This is a genomic window from Yoonia sp. JB2-21, from assembly GCF_055693545.1.
In genome coordinates this window covers 1,770,546-1,795,989 of the sequence record NZ_JBVFUC010000001.1, presented here as the reverse complement: position 1 = coordinate 1,795,989, position 25,444 = coordinate 1,770,546, and the positions used below count along the sequence as shown (strand labels likewise).

The following is a 25,444-nucleotide window of genomic DNA, read 5'->3' as shown; positions in this document are numbered from 1 at the left end:
CCCGATTGACGCCCCCGCAGGTTTCGTTTTAATTGCCCAGCCTTCAACAGAGGACGCGATGACCGAACAACCGCCAAATATCGACGAAATGAACGCCCGGTCGCGTGAGGTGTTTCAGCGCGTGGTGGAAGGATACCTCGAAAGCGGTGCACCTGTTGGATCGCGGACGCTGACGCGCGACTTTTCTGAAAAGATCAGTGCGGCGACTATTCGCAACGTCATGCAAGACCTTGAATTTCTAGGCTTGGTGGGAAGTCCACATGTCAGTGCAGGGCGCATCCCGACACAGCTTGGATTGCGGATGTTTGTGGATGGTCTGCTAGAGGTAGGTGATCTTGATGGCAAGGACCGCGAAACAATCGACAAAACACTGACAACAAATAATCGGGACGTCACGTCCGTTCTGGATCAGGTGGGCACTGCCCTGTCCGGCGTAACCCGCGGCGCTAGCCTCGTGCTGACCCCCAAGCATGAAGCACCCATCAAGCACATCGAATTCGTTTCCCTGTCGCAAGATCGCGCGCTTGTCGTATTGGTCTTTGCAGATGGTCATGTTGAAAACCGCGTCTTTACGCCGCCACCGGGACAAACGCCATCGTCCATGCGTGAAGCCGCAAACTTTCTTAATGCTATCGCCGAAGGTCATACGCTGTCAGAACTGGGTGCCGTCATCGCCCGAGAAATCGTAGCACGTCGTCAGGAAATCGACACGCTTGCCGCCGCGCTTGTCCAAGATGGGATCGCTTTGTGGGAAAACGAGGGCGAAGCGACCGAGCGTTTGATCGTGCGTGGCCGCGGCAACCTGCTGGGTGAGGGCGAGAACGAGGCGGATCTGGAACGAATCCGTACCCTTTTTGACGATCTCGAGCGCAAGCGCGACATCGCCCAATTCCTTGATCTGGCCGAAGAAGGCGAAGGCGTGCGCATTTTTATCGGCTCAGAGAACAAATTGTTCTCTTTATCGGGTTCATCTCTGGTCGTTTCCCCTTATATGAACGCCGACCGAAAGATTATTGGCGCGGTCGGTGTGATCGGGCCAACACGGCTCAATTACGGGCGCATCGTGCCGATTGTGAATTACACTGCCAAGCTGGTTGGAAAAATGATTGCTGACCGCTCTTAAAGGGAAAAGAAATGTCTGAAAAAGACGAAGAATTGCAAAGCCTTGATGAACTCGCCGCCGAAGGTGATGACGTTGATTTTGATGCCGCCGAAGCCAGCTTTGATGAGATCGAGGCATTGCGTGCCGAACGGGATGATTTCCGCGACAAGTTCATGCGCGCCCTTGCTGATTCCGAAAACGTCCGAAAACGTGCGGACCGCGACCGGCGCGAGGCCGAAAACTACGGCGGTTCCAAACTTGCCCGCGATATGCTGCCTGTCTACGACAACATGCGCCGCGCCTTGCAGGCATCGGATGAGGCCGAGCAGGAAGTGAACAAAGCCTTGTTGGAAGGCGTTGAGCTCACAATGCGCGAGCTGATCAGCGTGTTCAAGAAACACGGCATTGACCCTATTACACCTGAAGTCGGCGATAGAATTCGATCCGCAGATGCATCAGGCGATGTTCGAAGCACCGGTTCCCGGCACCAAAGCGGGTGAAATCATCCAGGTGGCCGCCGAAGGGTTCATGCTGCACGACCGCCTGTTGCGTCCCGCACAGGTTGGGGTCTCGTCCACGCCAGCATCATGATGCAGATATGGCGCGCTGGGCTGGTTCTTCTTCTGCTCTGCGCGTCCCCGGCTGCTGCGCAAACATTTCCTGACGACAACGATTTTTTCGTCAATGACTATGCCAACCTGCTGACAGACACGCAGGAAGACAAACTGCGCAATACCCTCGAAGAACTCTACGAGGCGCGCGAAATTGAGTTTACCGTCCTGACGATCCCACGGATGTCAGACTACGGTCACACCGGATCCATCGAAAGTTTCGCCACAGGTCTTTTCAACGATTGGGGCATTGGCGATGCGACGCGCAACGATGGTCTGCTGTTGCTGGTGTCTCACAATGATCGCGAGCTGCGGATCGAGGTTGGCGCAGGTTATGGATCAAGCCTCGATGGTCCTATGCAACGGATCATCAACAAACAAATCGTCCCCTATCTCCGACTGGACGATTATCCCAAAGGGATCGCTGCTGGCGTTGATGAAATCATCTATCAGGTCACGGATCGTTATCCCGGCGAATATGACATTTCGGGCTTTCAACACGCCATCAATCAGACGAAACGTTTTCTTGTTGGTATTGTCACGTTTTTGGGGGCATGGCTTTGGTTGCTGCTTGTTCCGGCGGTCCCCATTGCGCGCAGGCTGTACCGCCGTTGGCAGCGCGACCATGCGCGCAAATGCCCAAATGATGGCAGCCGTATGCGGCGCTATCTGGAAGAAACAGAAGACGAAGTGCTGACCCCCGGCCAGCAATTGGAGGAACGCCTGAAATCAATCGATCACGATGTCTGGTACTGCGATAAATGCGATCACATCACGATTGAGTCCTATCCAACCAAGCAGAAAACCTACGGCGCTTGCAGCAATTGCAACCACCGCACGCTGGAAGGGCGCAGCCTTGTCACGTCCATGCCGTCAACCACGGCCCCCGGCCAGCGCGAAATCACCTGGTCTTGTCACAACTGTAACCACGAATCCATTGAACATCGGGTCATCCCAGTCACCACACCGCGCGACCGATCTTCACGATCATCCAGCTCATCCAGCCGTTCATCGTCACGCTCGCGCTCGCGCGGTGGCGGACGTTCCAGCGGCGGCGGCGCAAGCGGGCGCTGGTGATTTAAAGCTTCGCTTTGAGTTCATAAATCAGCGCCAAAGCTTCCTTGGGTGTCAGATCATCTGGCAGCACAGTCTTAAGCTGTTCTTCCACCTCAGAAACCGTGGCCTTGGCAGGTGCCGGGGCAGGCGTGGCCGAGAACAGAGGCAAATCGTCGATAATCGCCTTTTGGGTGCTCCCCCTTCGCGTTCGCCCTTCTCCAATGCCTCCAGAACGACCTTCGCACGTTCCACAACGGCCGCCGGTAACCCGGCCAATCGCGCAACTTGCACCCCATAACTGCGATCCGCGGTCCCGCGCTTCACTTCATGCAGGAAGATCACATCACCTTCCCACTCTTTCACCGCGACGGTGGCATTATCCACGCCATCCAACTTGGCCGAAAGCGCGGACATCTCATGGTAATGCGTAGCAAACAGTGCGCGACAACGGTTCACGTCATGCAAATGCTCTAACGTGGCCCAGGCAATCGACAAACCATCATAAGTCGCGGTACCGCGCCCGATTTCATCCAAAATCACCAACGCACGATCATCGGCCTGGTTCAAAATCGCTGCCGTCTCGACCATTTCGACCATAAACGTCGATCGCCCACGCGCCAGATCATCAGATGCACCGACCCGGCTAAAGATTTGGCTCACAATCCCAATATGGGCAGCAGTGGCAGGCACAAAGCTCCCCATTTGGGCCAAGATTGTCAGCAACGCGTTTTGGCGTAAAAAGGTCGACTTACCGGCCATGTTCGGACCGGTCAGCAGCCAGATTGGTGCTTCGGTCAGTCCACAATCATTTGCAACAAAGGGCGCACCGTCTTTCTGAAGTGCGGCCTCTACCACCGGATGCCGCCCACCGGTGATCTCAAATGCGCGGCTGTCATCAATCTTGGGACGCACCCAGTTTTCAGCAACAGCCAGATGGGCAAGGCTCGCCGTCAGATCAAACTCAGACAGTGCACGGGCAAGCGCGCCAAGTGGTCCCGCCTCTGCGATAATTGACTGACTTAGGCTGGAATAGAGCCGCTCTTCAATCTCAAGCGCCCGCCCGCCCGCGTTCAGAATCCGCGTCTCGATCTCTGACAGCTCAACAGTCGTAAATCGCACCTGATTGGCCGTGGTTTGCCTATGGATGAAGGTTTCGTTCAGCGGTGCGGCCATCATCTTGTCAGCGTGGGTCGCCGTCGTTTCGATAAAATAGCCAAGCACGTTGTTATGTTTGATCTTGAGAGAAGACACACCAGACGTCGCGATGTAGTCGGCCTGCATGCTGGCAATCACGGACCGGCCCTCATCACGCAAAGTGCGCGCCTCATCAAGATCGGCATCATACCCCGGCGCGATGAACCCTCCGTCACGCGACAAAAGTGGCGGTTCAGCGATCAAAGCATCATCGAGAAGCGCCAGTAAGGCATCGTGACCCGTCAAATCCTGTGCCGCTGTGCCCAAGACATCCGGCAATTCAGCAGGCAAATACCCAGCCAAGGCATTAGCTTGCCCAATTGTGTTTCGAATGGCTGCCATATCGCGCGGACCGCCGCGATCCAGCGCCAGCCGCGATAAGGCGCGATCCAAATCATGCGCACCACGCAAAGCATCGCGTATGTCTTCAGCCAAACGCGTATGCTCAGCCAGAAACGCAACCGCATCATGCCGCGCATGGATCACATCAGCATTGCATGATGGCGAAGAAAGACGCCGTTCGAGCAATCGCGCACCGCCTGCGGTCGCAGTACGATCAATGCAATGCAAAAGCGAGCCCTGACGTCCGCCGGTCATGGCATGTGTCATTTCCAAAGATCGGCGCGTTGCGGCGTCAATCTGCATCGCGGCGGATTGGCCTTCTAACACGGGCGGGCGCAACAGGGGCAAGTTACCTTTTTGGGTGATATCAAGATATTCGGCCACGGCAGACATTGCTGCGATTTCGGCGCGCTCAAAACCACCAAAGGCATCCAAAGAGCCGACTTTGTAAAGCGCACAAAGTCGTTTGGCACCTGCGGTACTGTCGAACGCGGCGGCGCCTAAAGTTGTGAGCGTTGCACCGGAATCAGACACTATTCCCGCCCAATCGGCCTCTGATCCATCCACGACAATCACTTCGCGTGGCGTCAAACGTGCCAGTTCCGGCCCCAACGCGGACCCCGGACATGGCATGACATGAAAAGCGCCGGTCGAGATATCGACCCACGCCAGCGCGCCCTCATCCCGCACCATATGAAATGCGGCCAGAAAGTTATGTCGCCGGGCATCAAGCAATGAATCCTCGGTCAGCGTGCCGGGCGTGACAAGTCGCACAACCTCGCGTTTCACAACTGCCTTATAGCCGCGTTTCTTAGCCTCAGCTGGGCTTTCCATTTGTTCGCAGACTGCAACACGAAATCCTTTACGGATCAGGGTCAGGAAATACCCTTCGGCGGCATGATGTGGCACGCCGCACATCGGAATATCCTGATCGTCATGTTTGCCACGTTTGGTTAGCGCAATATCCAGCGCCTCTGCCGCAGCAACAGCATCATCAAAGAACATTTCGTAGAAATCACCCATCCGATAAAAGAGCAGGGCATCGGGATGATCGGCCTTAATCTCCAGATATTGCGCCATCATCGGCGTTGTGGTGCTTTTGGTGCTGCTCATACATCCCCCCGGATCATCCTGCGCACATTAACAGTCCATGTTAGCGACGAAACCCCGAAATGAACCCGTTGCGGCCTTGTGTGAGAACCCGCTATGTCTTGTGCTCTAACTGGGGGGACAACATGTCAAAGAATAAACTGACCCGCGAAGATGCGCTGCAATTCCACATGCAGCCCAGCCCGGGCAAATGGGAGATTCAGGCGACTGTCCCGATGACAACACAGCGGGATTTGTCGTTGGCTTACTCCCCCGGCGTTGCGATTCCCTGTGAAGAAATAGCGGCCGATCCGGCAACGGCTTACGACTATACAAACAAAGGCAATCTTGTTGCTGTCATCTCGAACGGGACTGCTGTTCTTGGCCTCGGTAACCTTGGCGCGCTGGGCAGTAAGCCAGTGATGGAGGGCAAGTCGGTTCTGTTCAAACGCTTTGCCGATGTGAACTCTATCGACTTGGAACTGGACACCGAAGACCCCGAAGAATTCATCAAAGCGGTCAAGCTGATGGGCCCCACCTTTGGCGGCATCAACCTCGAAGATATCAAAGCGCCTGAATGCTTCATTATCGAACAAACGCTGAAAGAGCAGATGGATATCCCTGTCTTTCACGACGATCAGCATGGGACAGCTGTTATTTGCGCCGCCGGTCTGCTGAATGCGTTGCATCTGTCCGGCAAGAGAATCGAAGACGTCAAGATCGTGCTGAACGGTGCTGGTGCTGCGGGCATCGCCTGCCTTGAATTGCTCAAGGCGATGGGGGCCAAGCATGACAATTGCATCATGGCTGACACCAAGGGGGTCATCTACCAAGGTCGGACCGAAGGGATGAACCAATGGAAATCGGCCCATGCCGCCAACACAAAGGCACGCACGCTGGATGACGCGATGAAGGGCTGTGATGTGTTTCTAGGGGTCAGCGCAAAAGGGGCCGTCACCCAAGAAATGGTGTCTAACATGGCGGAAAACCCTGTTATCTTCGCCATGGCGAACCCTGATCCCGAGATTACACCAGAGGACGCGCACGCTGTTCGCGAGGACGCGATTGTTGCTACGGGGCGCAGCGACTACCCGAACCAAGTCAACAATGTGCTGGGGTTCCCGTACCTGTTCCGCGGCGCGCTCGACATTCATGCCCGCGCGATTAACGACGAAATGAAAATCGCCTGCGCCGAAGCATTGGCCGCCCTAGCCCGCGAAGACGTTCCCGACGAAGTCGCGATGGCTTACGGTAAGAAACTGACGTTCGGGCGCGATTACATCATCCCTACGCCATTCGATCCCCGCCTGATCCACCGCATTCCCACGGCGGTGGCCCAAGCGGGCATGAAAACCGGCGTCGCGCGACGGCCCATCGTCGATATGGACGCCTATGAACTGTCGCTCAAATCCCGGATGGACCCAACCCAGTCAATCCTGCGTAGCCTGAACGCGCGTGCGCGCGCCAACCAATCCACTGTGGTGTTTGCCGAAGGGGACGATCCACGCGTTCTACGTGCAGCAGTCATGTATCAACGCTCTGGCATGGGCAAAGCGCTGATTGTTGGGCGCGCCGATGATGTGAAGGAAAAGCTGACCGCAGAAGGTCTGCCCGAAGCCGTAGAAGAGCTTGAGATCGTGAATGCGGCGACCACCCCCCACCTCGAAACCTACAAAGACTTTCTTTACAAACGCCTGCAACGCAAAGGGTTTGACGCACAAGATGTGCACCGCCTTGCCGCGCGTGACCGCCATGTGTTTGCGGCACTCATCCTTGCACATGGGCATGCAGATGGCATGGTGACGGGCGCCACCCGGAAATCCGCGCATATCCTGGAACTGATCAACCATGTCTTTGACGCTGAACCGCATCATGGTGCGGTTGGTGTTACTGCGGTTTTGAACAACGGGCGGATCGTGCTGATCTCAGATACGCTGGTTCACGAATGGCCGGATGAAAACGACCTTGCTGATATCGCGGAACGGGGGGCTGCCGTCGCGCGCGAACTGGGGCTGGACCCGCGCGTTGCGTTCCTGTCGTTCTCAACCTTCGGGTATCCTGTGTCAGAACGGGCTGAAAAGATGCACCAGGCGCCCAAAGTCCTCGACGCCCGTAAAGCGGATTTTGAGTATGAAGGCGAAATGACCGTCGATGTGGCACTCAATCCGCAAGCACAGGAAAACTATCCGTTCCAACGTCTGACAGGCCCAGCCAACGTCTTGGTCGTGCCGGCGCGCCATTCCGCATCAATCTCGGTCAAACTGATGCAGGAAATGGCGGGGGCAACCGTGATCGGCCCAATTCTGTCCGGTATCGGCAAGCCGATCCAAATCTGCTCTACAGTGTCGACCGTCAATGATATCCTCAACATGGCGGTGATCGCCGCATGCAAGGTTGACTGATGGCGATCTGGAACCTCGGGTCAATTAACGCTGATTTCGTTTATAGCGTTCCTCACATCCCGGCACCGGGTGAAACGCTGTCATCAACCAAGCGCGAGGTGTTTTTGGGCGGCAAGGGTACCAATATGTCGGTCGCCGCCGCTCGCGCCGCCGCCCGTGTTCATCATATCGGCGCAGTTGGCGAAGATGGGCGCTGGGCTGTTCAGCGTTTGCTGGAATATGGCGTCGATACCCGCAATATCGCTGTGTTAGAGACTGAAACAGCCCAGGCGATCATCATGGTCGACCCGGCTGGCGAAAACGCGATCGTCCTGCATCCGGGTGCAAATACAGAAATCCCGCAAGTCACATTGCAGGCAGCAATGGCCGAGGCAGAGACAGGCGATTGGCTGGTCATTCAGAACGAAACGAACCTGCAACGGACCGCTGCGGAAATGGGCAAAAAGCTCGGCTTACAAGTGGCTTATGCCGCTGCACCTTTTGATGCGGACCGGGTGCAAGCAGTGCTGCCTTACCTTGATTTTCTCATCTTAAACGCGGTTGAGGCCGATCAGCTACATGTTGCGACGGGCCAAACGCCAAGCGAATTGCCTGTGCGAGATGTCATCGTGACCCGTGGTGCCGATGGAGCAGACTGGTATGGAACCAGCGGCAAAGAACACTTTCCGGCCATCAAGGTCGATCCAGTCGATACCACTGGCGCAGGCGATACGTTCACCGGCTATGTGCTGGCCGGTCTGGACCGTGATATCCCGATGGCCCAAGCAATCCGGCAGGCCACGAAAGCCGGTGCCTTGATGGTCATGCGCCACGGTACCGCCGATGTTATCCCCGATCTGTCAGAGGTTCAGGCGTTTCAGTTTTGATCTACAAACGGGGCCGCATCACCCCAAAGTTCTGAAACACGCTGATCACGTCCGCAAGCATTGCGGTAGAACTTGTAGGCCTCGGCCTGTGTTTTGACACCACGTCGCGTGATGATCCGACGATCACCGCGATAGTAGTTTTGGTGGATTTCCTCGGCTTCGTAAAAGGTCGCCGCCTCAAGAATCGGCGTCACAATACGCTGGCCAAGTGCGTTTTGCGCTGATGCCTTAGCAGCCTCTGCTGCTGCGCGTTCCCCTGGGTTAGAGACGAAAACTGCTGTTCGGTAGCTCGCGCCGCGGTCACAAAACTGCCCACCATCATCGGTGGGATCAATCGACCGAAAGAAAGCATGCAACAGCTGACTGTAGGTGACGACATCTGCGTCATATGTAATCTCAACCGCCTCATAGTGTCCTGATCCCTTGATCGCACTGTAGGTTGGGTCCGCTGTCGTGCCGCCAGTATAGCCAGAGACGACCTCTTGCACGCCCTGCACCTTTTCAAAGTCACTTTCGACACACCAAAAACAGCCACCAGCAACAATGGCGGTTTGAATGTCTTCGGCAACGGCAGTTTGGGCCACGGGCAACAAGGCAAACGCCAAGGCAATCGATCTGAACATAAGAAGTCTCCTTTGTGCACACCTTTTCAACCAAATCATCCGGCACGCAACGACCTCGCGCTGGTATCACGGCCTCTTTACTGCTTGGAACATTTGGGTCGCTGTCCTAGCGTTTGTCGAAATCGGAGAGCGCCATGTCAAAAGTCACCACCCATCAAGCCCAAGATGATGCCCGCAATGCGAACATCCAGATCTACGTGGACGGCAGGATCGTGCCAAAGGCGCAGGCAATGGTCAGCGTCTATGATAGCGGCTTTTTGCTTGGCGATGGCGTGTGGGAAGGGCTGCGCCTTTATGATGGCAAATGGGCCTTTCTGAATGAACACATTGACCGTCTGTTTGAGGCTGCCAAGGCTATTGATCTAGATATTGTGATGGATCGAAAAAGCGTGATTTCTGCTTTGTTAGACACACAATCTGCAAATCAGATGACCAATAACGTCCATGCGCGGCTGATGGTGACGCGGGGTGTGAAGGTGCGCCCGTTCCAACACCCCAGTCTGTCGCAATCGGGTCCGACTTTCGTGATCATCATGGAGCATTCGCAACCCAAGATCCCGCGCCCCATCACGCTTGCCACCGTGCCGCATCAGCGCGGGCTGCCGATGACGCAGGACCCGAAACTGAACAGTCACTCTAAACTGAATTGCATCTTGGCCTGTATCGCCGCGCAGAAGGCGGGGGCGGATGAGGCGCTGATGCTGGATGTGCATGGTTTTGTGAACACGACCAATGCCTGCAACTTCTTTATCGTCAAAAATGGCGCGGTTTGGACCAGTACTGGTGATTATTGTATGAATGGGATCACCCGCCAAAAGGTCATCGACCTTTGCCGCGCCAATGACATTCCGGTTTATGAACGCAACTTCAGCCTTGTCGATACCTATTCAGCGGACGAGGCATTCTTGACCGGGACCTTCGGTGCCCAAACGCCTGTCAGCACAATTGATGGCCGGCTCATTGGTTCGGGCGAATTGGGTCCGATGACCGAACGCTTGCGCGGCCTCTATAAAGACCTCGTGGATCGCGCGTGAAATACGGAGTGTACATACAGGTTCTGTACAGCATCTGTACAGGGTATTGCTCATGAGAATTGCCATGTGGTCGGGCCCCCGAAATCTGTCGACAGCCATGATGTACGCTTTCGGAAACCGCGCAGATTTCGCCATTTGGGACGAACCGTTCTATGCGCCCTACCTCAAGGCAACCGGCGCAGATCACCCAATGAAGGCTGAAATCATGGCCACGCACGAGACCGATCCAGCGGTCGTTGCAAAGCGTTGTTTAGACACTATTCCAGCCCAAAAAGCACATTTCTATATGAAACACATGCCGCATCATATGATGAACGGCTTCCCACTCGACTGGGCAAAAGAGTGCGTGAATATCCACCTGATCCGCCATCCAGCCCGCGTAATTGCCAGCTATGGGGCGAAACGCGATGAGATGACGCTGGAAGACATCGGTTACATGCAACAGGCAGCGATCTATGAAAAACTCGGCGGCTTTGTCATCGACAGTTCAGATATCCGTGCAGACCCCGAAGGCATGCTGCGCAAGCTGTGCGAAGCGATCAACCTCGCCTTTGATCCCGCGATGCTGAACTGGCCGCCGGGCCCGCGCAAAGAAGATGGGGTTTGGGCGAAACACTGGTACAACGCTGTCCATCAAAGCACAGGGTTCGCCGGAGCAGAGGGGCCGGTGCCTGCATTGGACGAAACTCAAGAAAAAATGCGGCACCTTGCGATGCCGCACTATGAAAAGCTCGCTCAGATAAAGCTTTAGCCCTTACGGTTACGCGCCGCCAAAAGCTTCAACCGCAGTGCGTTCAGTTGAATGAACCCCTGCGCGTCTGTCTGGTCGTAGGCACCCATGTCATCCTCGAACGTCACGTGTTCTTCCGAATAAAGCGTCTGATCGGACCAACGGGCCACGGTCGTGGCTGACCCTTTGTAAAGTTTGACGCGGACTGTTCCCGACACGTGTTCTTGGCTTTTGTCGATCAGCGCTTGCAGCATCTCGCGCTCAGGCGAGAACCAGAAACCGTTGTAGATCAGTTCAGCATAGCGCGGCATGATGCTGTCTTTTAGATGCCCGGCGCCGGCATCCAGGGTGATCTGCTCAATCCCGCGGTGCGCCTCAAGCAACACGGTGCCGCCGGGCGTTTCATAGACGCCGCGTGATTTCATGCCGATGAACCGGTTTTCCACCAGATCAAGACGGCCCACGCCGTGTTTACCACCAAGCTCGTTCAGCTTGGTCAGGATGGTTGCAGGCGACATCATTTCACCATTGATGGCAACCGCATCGCCGCGTTCAAATGTGATTTCCACCATTTCTGGAGTATCAGGCGCCTCTTCGGGCGAAACGGTGCGCTGATACACGTATTCTGGCGCTTCTTCGGCTGGATCTTCCAGAACCTTACCTTCGGATGATGTGTGCAGCAGGTTGGCATCCACACTAAAGGGTGCTTCGCCGCGTTTATCCTTGGCAATCGGAATTTGGTGCTTTTCGGCGAACTCAATCAGCTTGGTCCGGCTGCCCAGATCCCATTCGCGCCACGGGGCGACGACCTTAATTTCGGGGTTCAGCGCATAAGCGGCCAGTTCGAACCGGATTTGGTCGTTGCCCTTTCCGGTTGCGCCGTGGGATACCGCATCGGCACCTTCAGCGGCGGCAATTTCAACAAGACGCTTGGAAATCAGAGGGCGCGCAATGGAGGTGCCCAGCAGATAAAGCCCTTCATAAAGCGCATTGGCCCGGAACATCGGGAAAACAAAGTCGCGGACAAACTCTTCACGCAGGTCTTCGATATAGATGGATGTGGCACCCATCATCTCGGCCTTTTTGCGCGCAGGTTCCAGTTCCTCGCCCTGACCCAGATCGGCGGTGAAGGTCACGACCTCACAGTTATACTCGGTCTGCAACCATTTCAGGATGATCGAGGTATCAAGGCCACCGGAATAGGCCAGAACAACTTTCTTCGGAGCGGTCATGCGTATGCGCCTTTGCGTCAGTGTTTCTTGAATGGCGCGATAGCGTTTTTCATCGGGGGGGCAAGGATCACACTGTTGACGCAGGTGATTGACCGTGCGACCTCAGTTTCTGCAAAGACAGGTGAGGCGCACAATGGCATTTCAGATTATTCGACACGCGTTCAGCATGATTTTTGGCAATCTGGGGCAGGCGCTGCGGGTGTCGGTCGGGCCGTATGCCATAATGATTGTTGGCTATCTCATTGCTTTCGCAATCGGCGGCAACGCCGTGTCGCAGGTCAATGCGGGCCCCAACCTCGACTTGGCCGTACAGGAGATGAGCCCGGTGATCTTTTTGGTGTTGTTGGCGCTTATTCCCTTTACGTTATTCATTGTCGCGTGGGTCGCAGTTTCCTGGCACCGGTTCATTTTGCTTGAGGACTACGCAGGGGTATTGCCTGCCGTCTCAGATCGTCCGATTTGGCCCTATGTTGGTCGCTCTGTCCTTTATGGCTTACTGATTTTCCTGATCGCTATTCCGTTATTCTTTGTTGTGGGCCTTGTCGCATCACCGTTTGTCTCTGGCGGCGCGGGCGCGGGATCGTTGCTGCCTGCGATGTTGGTCTTTGTCGCAGTGGCTGGGGTTTTGGCATTTGTGTGGTTTCGGATCGGCATCGCGCTGCCTTCGGTTGCAGTCGGCGAACCCATCTCGATGGGACAGGCGTGGGAGGCGACAAAAGGCATGGCGGGCACGATCCTTGGTGTCGCGTTCCTCTTGATGCTGATCAACGGTTTGGCGTCATTCGCGACAAGCATGATTTCAAACGTGTTGCCTATCATTGGATTTGTGTTCGAGATTTGTGTCCAATGGCTGACGCTGATGCTGGGTGTCAGCATCTTGACCACCCTCTATGGCCATTTAATCGAAAAGCGGCCCTTAATCGACTAGGGCTGAAACGAAGGCTGCGTCGCCTTCGTTATAAAGCACGGAAACTGCGTCAGATGGTGCCATCCACAGCGGGCTATGACCTTTTTCGCGCGCTGGGCCGTGTGCGCGTACGGGTCGCGCCAGATAGATATGGCACAGCTTTTCCGCCCACATGTCATATTCGGGCATGAACACGAACCGTCGGAACGCGCCAAGCTTGCGTGGTGCGCCGATCCGCCAGCCGGTTTCTTCGAAAACCTCGCGGTGCAGTGCTGTCAGGGGGCTTTCGCCGGGGTCGATACCACCACCGGGCAGTTGAATTTCATCATGGGGCGCGGCCTGATAGGTCAAAAGCAGCATGCCGTCGCGTGGCAAAATAGCATAAACGCCGGGGCGCATTTTGTACCGTTGTCCGGGTACTGGCGTGTCGCCATACCGTCTGATCATAGCTTGCCCCCTTGGACGCCGCCTTGCTCCACCTATATAGGCGCGGTATGCCACCCCAAAACGTGTTAGGAAAGACCATGACCACGGGCACCCAAATCGCCTGGGACGATACCGTCCTGCCATTTCAACTTGACGCATCCGACATTCGTGGCCGGGTGGCGCGTTTAGATGGCGTGTTGGAACAGGTGCTCAAGCAGCATAACTATCCGCCCATGATCGAAGGGCTGGTGGCCGAGATGGCATTGCTGACGGCTTTGATCGGGCAAACCGTCAAATTGCGTTGGAAGCTGTCTTTGCAGGTGCGTGGCTCTGGCCCGGCGCGATTGATCGCCACAGATTACTATGGCCCCACCGATGATGGGCAGCCGGCCCGTATTCGCGCCTATGCATCTTATGATGCTGAAACGCTTGATCAGGCCGCTGATCCGTTCAGCCAGTTGGGCAATGGGTACTTTGCCATCCTGATTGATCAGGGCAAGGATATGGCACCTTATCAGGGGATCACACCGATCGCCGGCGGTTCGCTTTCCGCCTGTGCAGAGACTTATTTTGCGCAGTCAGAGCAGCTGCCGACCCGGTTTCAACTGACCTATGGTCAATCGCAAATGCCCGGCGAAGACACCCATTGGCGCGCGGGCGGTGTGATGCTGCAGCATATGCCCAAGGCTTCGCCACATGTCACGGGCGAAGGCGGTTCTGGTGAAGAAGGCTTGCTTGATGCAACCGATATTCTTGATGCGGATGAGGGTGAAAACTGGACGCGCGCGAACGTGCTTTTGGATACCGTGGACGAAATTGAGCTGATCGGTCCAACTGTTGCACCGACGGATCTTTTGGTGCGCTTGTTCCATGAAGAACAGCCAAGGGTCTATGATGCCCAGCCCGTGAAATTTGGGTGTAGCTGTTCGGAAGATAAAGTGCGTCAGAGCCTGTCGATCTATTCCGCTAAGGAAATCGGCACGATGATCACGGATGACGGCACGGTGACTGCAGATTGTCAGTTTTGCGGCTCACACTACACTTTCGCCCCCGAAACACTTGGGTTCGAAGCCAAGGATGCAAGTGCCTGACTTACGCCAAAAACTGGAGGACGCGCTGGCCCGGACAGGTGGCGCGTCTTCTGATTTTGATCTGAATATGGATGTCAAAGCTCCTGATTGCGATCTGACACCCGCTGCGGTGCTTGTTGGCATTCGGGCTGAAACAGAGACTGTTATTCTCACAAAACGCTCTGCCCGGCTCAAGCATCACCCCGGCCAGATCGCGTTTCCCGGTGGCAAACAGGACCCCACCGATCCCACGCTTGTCGATGCAGCGTTGCGCGAAGCCCGCGAAGAAATTGGCTTGCCTTCGGCCATCGTCGATGTTCTCGGAACGCTGCCTCCGCACCAGACCGTAACAGCGTATCAAGTCACGCCGGTCCTGGCCCTGATCGACGGTCACTATGATCCGGTGCCAGAGGCAGGTGAGGTCAGCGAGGTTTTCGAAGTGCCTTTGGGGCATTTGCTTCAGCCCGCGCATTACCTGATTGAAGGACGCCGCTGGCAGGGCCGTCGTCGCCTGTATTACACCGTTCCTTTCGGTCCATATTACATCTGGGGCGCCACCGCCCGCATTCTGCGCGCATTCGCCGAGCGGATGGCATGACCCGGATTGCTGCCCCCTGGTTGCAAAGTGCAGCCGCGCAGAAGGTGTGCAAACTGCTGAATGAGGCCGGCCATCAGGCTTGGTTTGTTGGCGGATGCGTCCGCAATGAGCTGCTGGGTGTACCAGTGGCCGATCTTGATCTGTCGACAGATGCTTTGCCCGATGCCGTGATGCAATTGGCAACGGTGGCCGACATCAAGGCGATTCCAACAGGTATTGATCATGGCACTGTCACGCTGGTCGTGGATGACACCCCCTTTGAAATCACAACATTCCGTCGTGATGTAGCCACCGACGGCCGTCGCGCGACCGTTGCCTTTTCGAATAGCATTGAAGACGATGCGCGCCGTCGCGATTTTACGATGAATGCGCTTTACGCGGATGCGGATGGCGAGATTGCAGACCCTTTGGGTGGCCTGCCAGACCTGCATGCGCGCCGCATCCGCTTTATTGAAGACGCTGAACAGCGCATCAAAGAGGATTATTTGCGCATTCTGCGATTTTTCCGGTTCTATGCCTGGTACGGAGATGTTGATGCCGGCCCAGATGCGGATGGTTTGGCTGCATGTGCCGCCAACATCGAGGGACTCCAAGCACTTTCCGTCGAACGGGTCACGTCCGAGATGCTGAAATTGCTGGCCGCATCAGACCCCGCCCCGGCAGTTGCGGCGATGGCGTCAACTGGCGCTTTGGCGCAAGTCTTGCCGGGTGCCATCCATTCCGTGCTGGCGGTGTTGGTTCACGTGGAAGAAATGGCCAAGCTAACGCCAGATCCGATCCGACGGTTGGCCGTTCTTGGTGGAGATCCGGCAGGCGCGTTGCGTCTATCCAATGATCAGCAAAAGCAGCTTTTGCAGATAGGATCAGAGTTGCCTCATGCAGAAGCAGCCTATCGTTTTGGCACAAAACCAACGATGGATCGATTGGCGGTCGAAGCAGCGTCTATTGGCCAAGAAATCGATCCTAACACTGCCCAATTGGTGCGAAATGCAGCGCAGCAGGTATTCCCACTCAAGGCGGCTGATCTAATGCCTAACCTTTCCGGTCCAGCGCTTGGCAAGGCCTTGAAAACCGCTGAGGCACGGTGGATCAGCTCTGGCTTCACATTGACGAAAGCCGAATTGCTTGGCTGAATTCCTTCCCCTCATTGGCTTTGTGTTCTTTGGACTATTCTCACCGGGTCCGAACGTGATCCTGATTACCGCATCGGGCGCGCGTTTTGGGTTCCAACGCACGATCCCGCATATTTTCGGGGTTGCCCTTGGTGTTGGCGTGATTGCGGCGGTGACAGGGATCGGGATTGGTACGTTGATTACAGCGCAGCCAGCGCTGAGCCTTGTGCTCAAGATCGTGGCGAGCCTTTGGATCCTTTGGATGGCTTTCAACCTTTGGCGTGCGGACCTTGCCAAGCAAAGCGAAACGGACAAGCCCTTTACCTTTGTTGAAGCGGTGTTGTTTCAGTGGGTGAACCCCAAGGTTTGGGCCGTCGCGCTTAGCGCTACCGCCTATGTCGCCATGCTTGCGCCAGTTCAGCAAGCCATGTCACTTGCGGTGACATTTTCGACCATCAACCTTGGTGTTTGCACATTTTGGGCGGTTGCTGGCAGCTTGTTGTCCTACCTTCTGACGAACGCGACCGCTTGGCGCATCTTCATGCGCATCATGGCGCTGGCTTTGGTCGGCTTCTCTGTCCTGCTTTTTCTCTGACCGAACCTTTGCTATAGCTTGCCCATTACCCCGAAAGGCAAGCCGATGTTTCGTTGGTTCGAAGGTCTTGTCGATCCCTATGTGACATACAAGGAGAGCGACACGCCGCCCAAGCGGCTCTACCCGTTTCTGCGTGAATACGCAGAGCCGTTCATACGCGTGTTCTGGGTCACAGGAATTTTGTCGATCATCATCGCCATCGTCGAAATCTGGCTTTTGGGGTATCTGGGCAGGCTGATTGATATTCTGACTGACGGCACGCCAGCAGAAGTCTGGGCTCAAAGCGGAACAGAGTTCATCATCGTTGCGATCCTGATCCTAACCATGCGGCCGGGCATTCATATGGCGCAAATCATGCTGCTGAATAATACGATCCTGCCGAACTTTGGCACTTTGGTGCGTTGGCGGGCGCATCGTCACGTCTTGCGCCAGTCTGTTGGCTGGTTTGAGGATGATTTTGCAGGGCGTATCGCCAATCGCATCATGCAGACACCGCCCGCCGCAGGTGAGGTCGTGTTTCAGCTATTCGATGCGATCACTTTTGCGCTGGCCTATGTTGTCGCTGCCGCCGTTCTTATGGGGCAGGCGGATGCGCGTCTTTTGATACCGCTTCTGATGTGGATCGTGCCTTATGTGTTTTTGTTGCGCTGGGTTGTGCGTCGGATCGGACCAGCCTCCGAGGCCGCCTCAAACGCGCGCAGCGCTGTCACCGGGCGTGTGGTTGATAGCTATACCAACATCCATTCGGTCAAGATGTTTGCGCACCATGACAGCGAAATTGCATATGCCAAGGAAGCCATCGAGGAAGCACGCCGCACGTTCCAGATCGAAATGCGCCTCTATACGATTATGGATGCAGGTCTGATGATGTTGAATGGCCTGCTGGTGGTTGGTGTGGTTGGTTGGTCCATCTGGCTCTGGATGCAGGGTGCTGCGTCGGTTGGGCTGGTTGCTGTTGCAACATCATTGGCGCTGCGCCTGAACGCGATGTCCGGCTGGATCATGTGGGCCGTGACAAATTTCTTCCGCGAACTGGGTGTGGTGTCGGAAGGCATGCAAACGATCGCACAGCCGGTGACGCTTTTGGATCAAAAGGATGCTAAGCCGCTTGAGCTTGTTGCCGGCGCGGTCGAGGTGCGGGACCTGTCGCATCATTATGGCAAGCAGACCGGTGGGTTAGACCACGTCAAACTGGCGATCAAGCCGGGCGAGAAGGTCGGCCTTGTTGGTCAATCGGGCGCCGGTAAATCGACATTGGTGAAGCTGATTTTGCGGTTTTATGATGTTGAGCAGGGCCAGATCCTCATTGATGGGCAAGACATCAGGCACGCGACACAGGATAGCCTGCGCAGTGCGATCGGCATGGTTCAGCAAGACAGTTCGCTCTTGCATCGCTCGGTCCGCGAAAACATCCTGTATGGTAACCCAAACGCCAGCGAGGAAGAGATGATTGCGGCGGCCCGCAAAGCCGAGGCGCATGAATTCATTCAGGGCCTGGAGGACAATGAGGGTCGTTCTGGCTATGACGCGCGTGTGGGTGAACGCGGGGTCAAATTGTCTGGCGGACAACGCCAGCGGATCAGCCTTGCCCGGGTCATTTTGAAGAACGCGCCCATCCTTCTCTTGGACGAAGCCACCAGCGCCCTAGATAGTGAGGTCGAGGCCGTAATTCAGCAGACCCTATATGGCATGATGGAAGGCAAAACTGTTATTGCCATTGCGCACCGCCTGTCGACGATTGCCCGGATGGACCGCATCATTGTGATGGATCAAGGGCGTATCATCGAAGACGGCACGCATGATGCTTTGCTGGCCCAAAATGGACAATACGCACGGTTCTGGGCGCGCCAATCAGGGGGCTTTCTGGGCCAAAGCGGACAGGTAGCTGAATGACTCCAGAACGTTGGATCGACCCATTTGAGCCCGCTGATGGCGCACCACCACGGACGCTGATGGCGTTTATGGGTTGGTGTCTGAAAGGCAGCACAAAAGTGACGCTTTTGGCCGGATTAGTGTCTGCTTTGGCCGGCACTCTAGAGGTCGCGACCGCCCTGATGTTGGGGTGGGTGATTGACGCAACACTCAATTCATCCGGCGCAACTTATTTTTCAGAGAATATGTTGTTGTTGTTGGGTGTGACCGCGTTCTTCATTGTGTTGCGTCCGATCGTCTTGGGTGTGTCCGGTGTGATGCAATCGGTGGTCGTTGGCCCTGCGCTGGGCAACTTGATCTTGTCGCGACTGCACCGGCATTCACTTGGTCAATCGGTCACGTTTTTTGACGATGATTTTGCAGGGCGCATTGCGCAAAAGCAGATGCAGGCGGCGCGGGCAGCGGCCGACCTTGTTGTGGATATGATTCACACGGTGGCCTTTGCGTTGGCGTCACTGGTGGGATCGGTGATTCTGCTTTTCACGATCGATGCACGCTCGGCCCTGTTGCTGGCGGTTTGGGCTGCGGCCTATATCGTACTTATCCGGTTCTTTATGCCCCGTATTCGGGCGCGCTCCAAAAACGGGCGGCCAGCCGCGCGATGGTGACGGGGCAGGTTGTCGACACGATCACGAATATCAAGACAGTGAAGCTGTTTGCGCATGATGCGCACGAAGATTGTGCTGCGACAGACGCAATGGCGACCTATTGGGGTACAGCGGTCAGTTTCGGCTGGTTATCGGCATCGTTCCGGTTCTGGTTGATGACATTGGGTGGCATGCTGCCGATCATTCTGGTTGGCGTGACGCTCTATTTCTGGACGACAGGTTCTGCAACGGCGGGTGACATCGCCGCGGCCGGCGCCATCTCTTTGCGCCTGTCCCAAATGACTGGTTGGGTCAGTTTTACGCTGATGGGCATGTACGCCAATGTGGGCGAGCTTGAGGATGCGATGCATACACTCAGCCCGGCTCATACCCTGACAGATGCAGCTGATGCGAGTGATTTGGTTGCAGATCAGGGCGGCATTTCATTGCAAAATGTATCTTTCAGCTATGGCGGCGGCCCGGGAGGCTTGGATGGCGTCACGCTGAACGTGCGACCGGGTGAAAAACTGGGACTTGTTGGCGCATCCGGTGCCGGGAAGTCGACCTTGGTGGCACTGCTATTGCGGTTGTATGACGCGGAGGCGGGCGCGGTCTCGATTGATGGGGTCGATGTCCGCGATGTAACCCAGGAAAGTCTGCGCCGGCAGATCGCGATGGTCACCCAGGAAACGGCGATGTTCAATCGTTCGGCCCGCGATAACATCAAATACGGCAAACCGGACGCGACGCAGCAAGAGATTGAAGCTGCTGCCAGTCAGGCCGAGGCCCATGAATTTATTCAAACGCTCAAGGACCACAAAGGTCGCGCAGGATATGACGCGCATCTGGGTGAGCGCGGCGTTAAATTGTCCGGTGGCCAGCGTCAGCGGATTGCCATCGCGCGAGCTATACTGAAAGACGCCCCGATTTTGGTGCTGGACGAGGCGACGAGCGCGCTGGATCTCTGAGGTCGAAGCCTCAATTCAAGGTGCGTTAGAGTCTATTATGGATGGCAAGACAGTGATCGCCATTGCCCACCGCCTGTCCACTCTTGCCCGCATGGACCGCATTGTCGTGCTTGACGCTGGCCGCGTTGTCGAGGAAGGAACCCATGACGCGCTTTTGGCCCAAGGTGGCCTTTATGCGCGCTATTGGAACCGCCAGTCTGGTGGCTTTATCAACGTGAAAGATGCGGCGGAATAAATGCTGACAATCGAAAGTTTGACCCATCTGGGGATGGGACGTGCCTCTGACGGGCAATCGCTCTTGCCGCGTGTACTGCCCGGTGAAGAGGTGGATGTCGCACAGGATGGAACGGTGCGTATCGTCACCCCATCGGTGGACCGGGTCGCGGCACCTTGTCGCCATTTCAAATCCTGCGGCGGTTGCGCGATGCAGCATGCCACAGATGCGTTTGTCGCGCAGTGGAAGCAAGATATTGTCGTCAAAGCTGTCCAGTCGCGCGGTTTAGAGACTGATTTTCGCGAAATTGTCGTATCGCCGGCGCAGTCGCGCAGACGGGCAAAGCTGTCGGGGCGGCGCACCAAAAAGGGGGCGATGGTAGGTTTTCACACCCGCGCGTCCGATACTTTGGTGCAGGTTCCTGCTTGCCAATTGCTGACGCCTGCTCTGGTCAGCAGCTTTCCGGCTTTGGAAGCGCTGACAGTCGTTGCCTGTTCCCGCAAAGGCGAGATTGGTTTGACCGTCACAGACGCAGAACTTGGCGCTGATGTGCGCGTTGATACCGACAAAGAGTTGACGCCACAGCTGCGGGTAGATCTGGCAGCACTTGCCAATCAGTTCGGGCTTTCGCGACTGGCTTGGAATGATGAACCTGTCGTGACGATCAATCCGCCTGTTCAGGTTTTTGGTGGTACAGCAGTGGTACCGCCACCGGGCGCGTTCCTACAGGCCACACAACATGGAGAAATATCGCTTTTGGCGGCCGTAGAGCAGATTACAGCAGACGCCGGGCGCATCATCGACCTGTTTGCCGGGTGCGGGACCTTCACGCTGCCTTTGGCAAAGCGGACTGAGGTCCTTGCCGTTGAAGGCGATGCCGCGATGTTGGATGCTTTGGACCGCGGTTGGCGTGACGGCCACGAGTTGCGGCGCGTCACGGTGGAGACCCGCGATCTTTTCCGTCGACCGCTTGAGGTTGATGAGCTGCGACACTTCGATGCCGCGGTTATCGATCCGCCACGTGCCGGTGCCGAAGCGCAGATCGCCACACTCGCTGCATCGGATATCAACGTGATTGCAATGGTGTCGTGCAACCCGGTCACGTTCGCACGCGATGCCAAAACCTTGGTCGATGCGGGCTTTGCCATGCCGTGGGTTCAAGTCGTGGATCAGTTCCGTTGGTCACCGCATGTAGAGGTTGTTGCACCATTCACGCGGAAATGAATGCAAACGCCCCCGGCTCCCTTTTGTGAACACATTGTTTAGTATAATCAGATCAAAACGGCAAAGACCGTAACGATGGGCAGAGACATGATTTCAAGACGAACGATGATGGCGGGCGCGGCCGCGATAGGTGTGACGGGGTGCAGTTCAGGGCCGCCGCAGTACCGTGGGCCAGAGGTCACGCGTATTCAGGTCTTTAAAGAGCGTCGCGAAATGCAGCTACTGCATCATACGTCTCTTTTGAAGTCATACGGTTTTGATTTGGGATTTGCACCGGTTGGTCACAAAACCCAAGAAGGTGACGGGCGTACGCCGGAGGGTGGGTATCGCATTGATCGCCGCAATCCGAACAGCCGGTTTCACCTTTCGCTAGGCATTTCCTATCCTGATGCCAATGACCTTGCCTATGCAAAGGCAAATGGCATTGATCCGGGTGGTGATATTTTTATTCATGGAACACCAACCAAATGGCTTGGTGTGCCGGACTGGACATGGGGCTGCATCGCAGTCCAGAACCATGAGATGGATGAGATTTACGCGATGGTGAACACCGGAACGCTGATCTACATCTACGCCTAGAACGCAGCGCTCGCGATCGGTTGGCTGGTCGACGGGTCGCTTCCCATGTTCAATGTCCACCAAAGTTTTGCTGACTCTTCCTGATACCAGGCAAAACCCATAAAGCGCGCATTGGGATCAAGGATGACGGCCCGCGTGTCCGGCTGCGCCATCCATGCGTTCAGGGTCTGCAACTCTGATTCAAACGACTCTGAGATGTTTTCCCCCAACAATCTGCCGCGGAAACCGACACGGCGGGCGCGGTCAACCGGGCTTGATCCGTCTGATCCAAATAACCACGGACGATTTTGCACCGCCATATCACGCGAATGGGTCGCCGCAGCCGCATTCAGCTGAGGGTCAAGAGCGACCGGCGGAGCGCCGGCGGTTTGACGCAAGGCATTCACACTATCCAGCATACGGAACTGCACGGCGGCTTCCTCACCGGGGCGTATGATGTAGGCTGTTGGCAAAGGCAGGCCGTCCGGCCCAAGAGGTCGGTCGATGCCACCACCGCACGCAGTGAGGCCGAAAGCAGCCAAGCCCAAGATCAATTCACGTCGCAGCATCGTTATATTCGCCTTCTTGTCAGTCTCCACTCTTTATCGGGATTGCGATCACACTTCAAACCCACATGCGCGGAGAACTGTTACAGATGACATATGTTTGAATTGCGTCACATAACGCCCCATATTAAACAGCAGTTCAATTTACCGGATTCTCTGAGGGAAACTGTTATGACAAGCAATCTATCACGCCGTAGCTTTCTGGCTGCATCTGCCGCTATGGTTGGCACAGGTGTTGCTGCTCAAACTGCAAATAGCACGGAAATCGAAGGTGATATTTCGAGTGGTGTACAGCGCAATGTCGCTAGTTTTCGCTCGCTGGATTGGCAGCCGTACTTCAACAACCTTAACAATGGTGCAGTTCTAGTCGATATTCAGTCGCGCGCATTGCATTTCTGGTCCGAAGATCAGTCGATCTATAAGCTGTTCCCGACAAGTGTTCCTTTGACCGAGGATCTAACGCGCACGGGCCGCACATCGATCACGCGCAAGGTTGAAGGGCCAAGCTGGGCGCCGACACCGTCAATGAAGATCCGCAATCCGGAGTGGCCAGATTTTATCGGCCCCGGCCCCGACAACCCGCTTGGTACGCATGCACTGCACCTGAGCTGGACGTATTACCGAATTCACGGCACCCATGACACACGCAAGATCGGGCGTCGGTCATCGAATGGCTGTATCGGTCTTTATAACGAGCAAATAGCAGAGCTATACAACCTGACGAAAGTTGGCACACAGGTACTTTTGATCTGAGTTTGCCCAAGTGCAGGAAATACAAAAAGGGCGCATCAGTTCGATGCGCCCCTTTTTGTATTTAGAGTGGTTTAGAGGGGTCTTAGCGGCGGCTGAAAAACTTAAAGAGGCGTCGCTTTGGCTTCTTGGCTGGTTCCGCCAGCAAACCGGGCCGGGTGGTGACTTTCACTTCTTCAGGTTCACTGGGGCTGTAGAAGGTCTTGGGCTCTTTCGACGTCTCTTTGGTTTCGCGATTGAATTCCTCAACCCAAGAAGGCGCTGACTTTTGCCCAAGATGAGCTGTCTGCACTTCGTTTCCGGGCTTCCGAACAGGATCGCGGGGCTCAGAATTCATGACATATTCGTTGGTCTCAGACACCAAGCGAGTCAGTTTCTTGCCAAGATCATCCGTTCTGATCCGGCGCAGCGGTTGGATACGCCGCCCCTCTTCATTGATCAGGTTCAGCCACTCGCGGGCTGACTGGATACGGGCCTTTGGCAGAACTTGCATGGCCTTGTCGATCGATTCCAGGATGTCGTTGTCATATTCAGGAAAACGACCAGCCAGCGGCTCGCACGGATCAGGATTATTTGCAGCGAACTCAGCCATACGGGTTTGGCTGTTGGGTGGGGCCACGCCGCTGATCATGTGATAAAACGTGGCACCCAGCGCATAGAGATCGCTGCTTGGGCTTTGCTTGCCACCGGCAAAATAAAATTCCTGAGGTGAATATCCGTCCTTCACAACCAAAACCGAAGAAATCGCACGTGTTTCGCGGCTCGCTTCTTCGCGCGCCGCACCAAAGTCGATCAGGACTGGGCTGCCCCATTTGTCCAGCAGGATGTTGTCGGGCGAAATATCACGGTGGAGAAGGTCGCGCTTGTGAACCAGATCAACTGCATCAAGCAGCTTGATCAGGATTTCTTTCACTTGGTGAGGCGCCATTTCTTCGCGCTTGTCGTTGATAATACCAAGCAGGTCGCGACCTTGGATAAGGTCCAGCACCATGTACGCGGTTTCGTTGTCCTCAAAGATACGGTGAACGCCAACGATGTTTGGGTGGCGCATCTTGGCGATGCTGCGCGCCTCGCGCATGAACATATCGACAATCGTGCGGTACTTTTCCTGATGCTGCGCAGAGCGAACTAAAACCCTCTTTCCGTCACGCAAACAAAAGATTTCCGGATAGCATTCCTTGATCACGACGTTCCGGTCGAGATAATTGTCTCTTGCAAGGTACGTAATGCCGAAGCCGCCATTGCCCAGCGGCCGGTCGATCGTGAACTGATCGCCGAGCAAAGGCGTACCATTTGGCAACGCCTCACTGCCCTCCTTGGGGCTCTGTTCAGTCTCAGCACTCATGGCCGCAGTCATGGTTCACCATCGTCGCATCATCATGGGATGCGCTCCATACGTGTAACAAACACCTATTTCCTGCAGTAGAAATATGGTTGCTTTGAGGCGTCGCAAGGGAAAGTTCTGCCGAATCTTGCGATTTCACTAACGCTGCCGCCGCTTTCGCCATAATTTTGTACAACTTTGCACGGGATATTCATTTTGCGTTCATAATCAAGACATTGCCAAAGAATCGGTTTGCGAGGGCAACATGGCAAGACCCGATTTTGACACTCTGGCACAAACCACGCTGCGCCAAAATCGGATCGGTTTACCCG

At 55.7% G+C, this 25,444-nt stretch carries 20 protein-coding genes and 3 pseudogenes; 17 read left to right on the top strand and 6 right to left on the bottom strand.

From position 1 onward, the window contains the following. The first annotated feature begins 58 nt into the window (after positions 1 to 58). The 3 genes and pseudogenes from hrcA (at position 59) to ACZ1G5_RS08990 (ending at position 2,790) form a co-directional block, all read left to right on the top strand. Positions 59 to 1,123 (top strand): heat-inducible transcriptional repressor HrcA, encoded by a 1,065-nt coding sequence (hrcA, locus tag ACZ1G5_RS09000; protein ID WP_472732516.1) that lies wholly within the window; start codon positions 59 to 61, stop codon positions 1,121 to 1,123. An 11-nt stretch (positions 1,124 to 1,134) separates the two neighbouring features. Beyond that, positions 1,135 to 1,693, top strand: a pseudogene (locus ACZ1G5_RS08995) (nucleotide exchange factor GrpE). After that, positions 1,690 to 2,790: a TPM domain-containing protein gene (locus ACZ1G5_RS08990; RefSeq protein WP_472732515.1), complete on the top strand. Its 1,101-nt coding sequence runs from the start codon at positions 1,690 to 1,692 to the stop codon at positions 2,788 to 2,790. Before ACZ1G5_RS08995 ends, ACZ1G5_RS08990 begins: the two are co-directional and overlap by 4 nt. 1 nt (position 2,791) lies before the next feature. On the opposite strand, the pseudogene mutS reads toward ACZ1G5_RS08990, so the two are convergent. Continuing rightward, positions 2,792 to 5,418: pseudogene (mutS, locus tag ACZ1G5_RS08985) on the bottom strand (DNA mismatch repair protein MutS). A gap of 122 nt (positions 5,419 to 5,540) precedes the next feature. On the opposite strand from mutS, the gene ACZ1G5_RS08980 reads away from it, so the two are divergent. Next, a complete protein-coding gene (locus ACZ1G5_RS08980; RefSeq protein ID WP_472732514.1) occupies positions 5,541 to 7,796 on the top strand; it encodes an NADP-dependent malic enzyme in 2,256 nt (751 codons plus the stop codon). Then, positions 7,796 to 8,662, top strand: coding sequence for a ribokinase (locus ACZ1G5_RS08975; RefSeq protein WP_472732513.1), 867 nt, complete (start codon positions 7,796 to 7,798; stop codon positions 8,660 to 8,662). Before ACZ1G5_RS08980 ends, ACZ1G5_RS08975 begins: the two co-directional genes overlap by 1 nt. On the opposite strand, the gene msrA is transcribed toward ACZ1G5_RS08975, so the two are convergent. Beyond that, positions 8,653 to 9,285, bottom strand: a complete 633-nt coding sequence (gene msrA, locus ACZ1G5_RS08970; protein ID WP_472732512.1) for a peptide-methionine (S)-S-oxide reductase MsrA — start codon at positions 9,283 to 9,285, stop codon at positions 8,653 to 8,655. The two genes, ACZ1G5_RS08975 and msrA, sit on opposite strands and share 10 nt — an antisense overlap. Positions 9,286 to 9,419: 134 nt before the next feature. On the opposite strand from msrA, the gene ACZ1G5_RS08965 reads away from it, so the two are divergent. Both ACZ1G5_RS08965 and ACZ1G5_RS08960 read left to right on the top strand, forming a co-directional pair. Then, positions 9,420 to 10,319: a D-amino acid aminotransferase gene (locus ACZ1G5_RS08965; RefSeq protein WP_472732511.1), complete on the top strand. Its 900-nt coding sequence runs from the start codon at positions 9,420 to 9,422 to the stop codon at positions 10,317 to 10,319. A gap of 52 nt (positions 10,320 to 10,371) precedes the next feature. After that, positions 10,372 to 11,070: a sulfotransferase-like domain-containing protein gene (locus ACZ1G5_RS08960; protein WP_472732510.1), complete on the top strand. Its 699-nt coding sequence runs from the start codon at positions 10,372 to 10,374 to the stop codon at positions 11,068 to 11,070. On the opposite strand, the gene ACZ1G5_RS08955 is transcribed toward ACZ1G5_RS08960, so the two are convergent. Beyond that, a complete protein-coding gene (locus tag ACZ1G5_RS08955) occupies positions 11,067 to 12,281 on the bottom strand; it encodes an argininosuccinate synthase (RefSeq protein WP_472732509.1) in 1,215 nt (404 codons plus the stop codon). The two genes, ACZ1G5_RS08960 and ACZ1G5_RS08955, sit on opposite strands and share 4 nt — an antisense overlap. 133 nt (positions 12,282 to 12,414) lie before the next feature. Between ACZ1G5_RS08955 and ACZ1G5_RS08950 the strand changes: the two genes are divergently transcribed. Then, the gene (locus ACZ1G5_RS08950; RefSeq protein WP_472732508.1) at positions 12,415 to 13,209 is read left to right on the top strand and encodes a hypothetical protein; all 795 of its coding nucleotides are present in this window, start codon (positions 12,415 to 12,417) and stop codon (positions 13,207 to 13,209) included. Here ACZ1G5_RS08950 and ACZ1G5_RS08945 read toward each other — a convergent pair. Next, entirely contained in the window at positions 13,198 to 13,635 is a 438-nt protein-coding gene (locus ACZ1G5_RS08945; RefSeq protein WP_472732507.1) for an NUDIX hydrolase, read from the bottom strand. The genes ACZ1G5_RS08950 and ACZ1G5_RS08945 overlap by 12 nt on opposite strands. A 77-nt stretch (positions 13,636 to 13,712) precedes the next feature. On the opposite strand from ACZ1G5_RS08945, the gene hslO reads away from it, so the two are divergent. The 8 genes and pseudogenes from hslO (at position 13,713) to ACZ1G5_RS08905 (ending at position 22,493) form a co-directional block, all read left to right on the top strand. After that, positions 13,713 to 14,705: an Hsp33 family molecular chaperone HslO gene (hslO, locus tag ACZ1G5_RS08940; protein ID WP_472732506.1), complete on the top strand. Its 993-nt coding sequence runs from the start codon at positions 13,713 to 13,715 to the stop codon at positions 14,703 to 14,705. Beyond that, positions 14,698 to 15,282, top strand: coding sequence for a CoA pyrophosphatase (locus ACZ1G5_RS08935; protein ID WP_472732505.1), 585 nt, complete (start codon positions 14,698 to 14,700; stop codon positions 15,280 to 15,282). The genes hslO and ACZ1G5_RS08935 overlap by 8 nt, the downstream gene beginning before the upstream one ends. Continuing rightward, on the top strand, positions 15,279 to 16,415 hold the full coding sequence (locus ACZ1G5_RS08930; RefSeq protein WP_472732504.1) for a CCA tRNA nucleotidyltransferase: 1,137 nt from the start codon (positions 15,279 to 15,281) through the stop codon (positions 16,413 to 16,415). The genes ACZ1G5_RS08935 and ACZ1G5_RS08930 overlap by 4 nt, the downstream gene beginning before the upstream one ends. After that, entirely contained in the window at positions 16,408 to 16,989 is a 582-nt protein-coding gene (locus ACZ1G5_RS08925; protein WP_472732503.1) for a LysE family translocator, read from the top strand. Before ACZ1G5_RS08930 ends, ACZ1G5_RS08925 begins: the two co-directional genes overlap by 8 nt. A 45-nt stretch (positions 16,990 to 17,034) precedes the next feature. Beyond that, on the top strand, positions 17,035 to 18,882 hold the full coding sequence (locus ACZ1G5_RS08920) for an ABC transporter ATP-binding protein (protein WP_472732502.1): 1,848 nt from the start codon (positions 17,035 to 17,037) through the stop codon (positions 18,880 to 18,882). Then, positions 18,879 to 20,711: pseudogene (locus ACZ1G5_RS08915) on the top strand (ABC transporter ATP-binding protein). Before ACZ1G5_RS08920 ends, ACZ1G5_RS08915 begins: the two are co-directional and overlap by 4 nt. Further along, a complete protein-coding gene (locus ACZ1G5_RS08910; protein ID WP_472732501.1) occupies positions 20,712 to 21,914 on the top strand; it encodes a class I SAM-dependent RNA methyltransferase in 1,203 nt (400 codons plus the stop codon). It abuts the pseudogene before it with no gap. An 87-nt stretch (positions 21,915 to 22,001) separates the two neighbouring features. Then, positions 22,002 to 22,493, top strand: a complete 492-nt coding sequence (locus ACZ1G5_RS08905; protein WP_472732500.1) for a L,D-transpeptidase family protein — start codon at positions 22,002 to 22,004, stop codon at positions 22,491 to 22,493. Here the strand turns inward: ACZ1G5_RS08905 and dalA are convergent. Further along, positions 22,490 to 23,041 carry a divisome-associated lipoprotein DalA gene (dalA, locus tag ACZ1G5_RS08900; RefSeq protein ID WP_472732499.1) on the bottom strand — a complete coding sequence of 184 codons (552 nt, stop codon included), beginning with the start codon at positions 23,039 to 23,041 and terminating at the stop codon, positions 22,490 to 22,492. The genes ACZ1G5_RS08905 and dalA overlap by 4 nt on opposite strands. Positions 23,042 to 23,209: 168 nt before the next feature. Between dalA and ACZ1G5_RS08895 the strand changes: the two genes are divergently transcribed. After that, a complete protein-coding gene (locus ACZ1G5_RS08895; protein WP_472732498.1) occupies positions 23,210 to 23,791 on the top strand; it encodes a L,D-transpeptidase in 582 nt (193 codons plus the stop codon). A gap of 82 nt (positions 23,792 to 23,873) precedes the next feature. Here ACZ1G5_RS08895 and ACZ1G5_RS08890 read toward each other — a convergent pair whose 3' ends face one another. Continuing rightward, the gene (locus ACZ1G5_RS08890) at positions 23,874 to 25,133 is read right to left on the bottom strand and encodes a serine/threonine protein kinase (RefSeq protein ID WP_472732497.1); all 1,260 of its coding nucleotides are present in this window, start codon (positions 25,131 to 25,133) and stop codon (positions 23,874 to 23,876) included. Between the last annotated feature and the right edge of the window lie 311 nt (positions 25,134 to 25,444).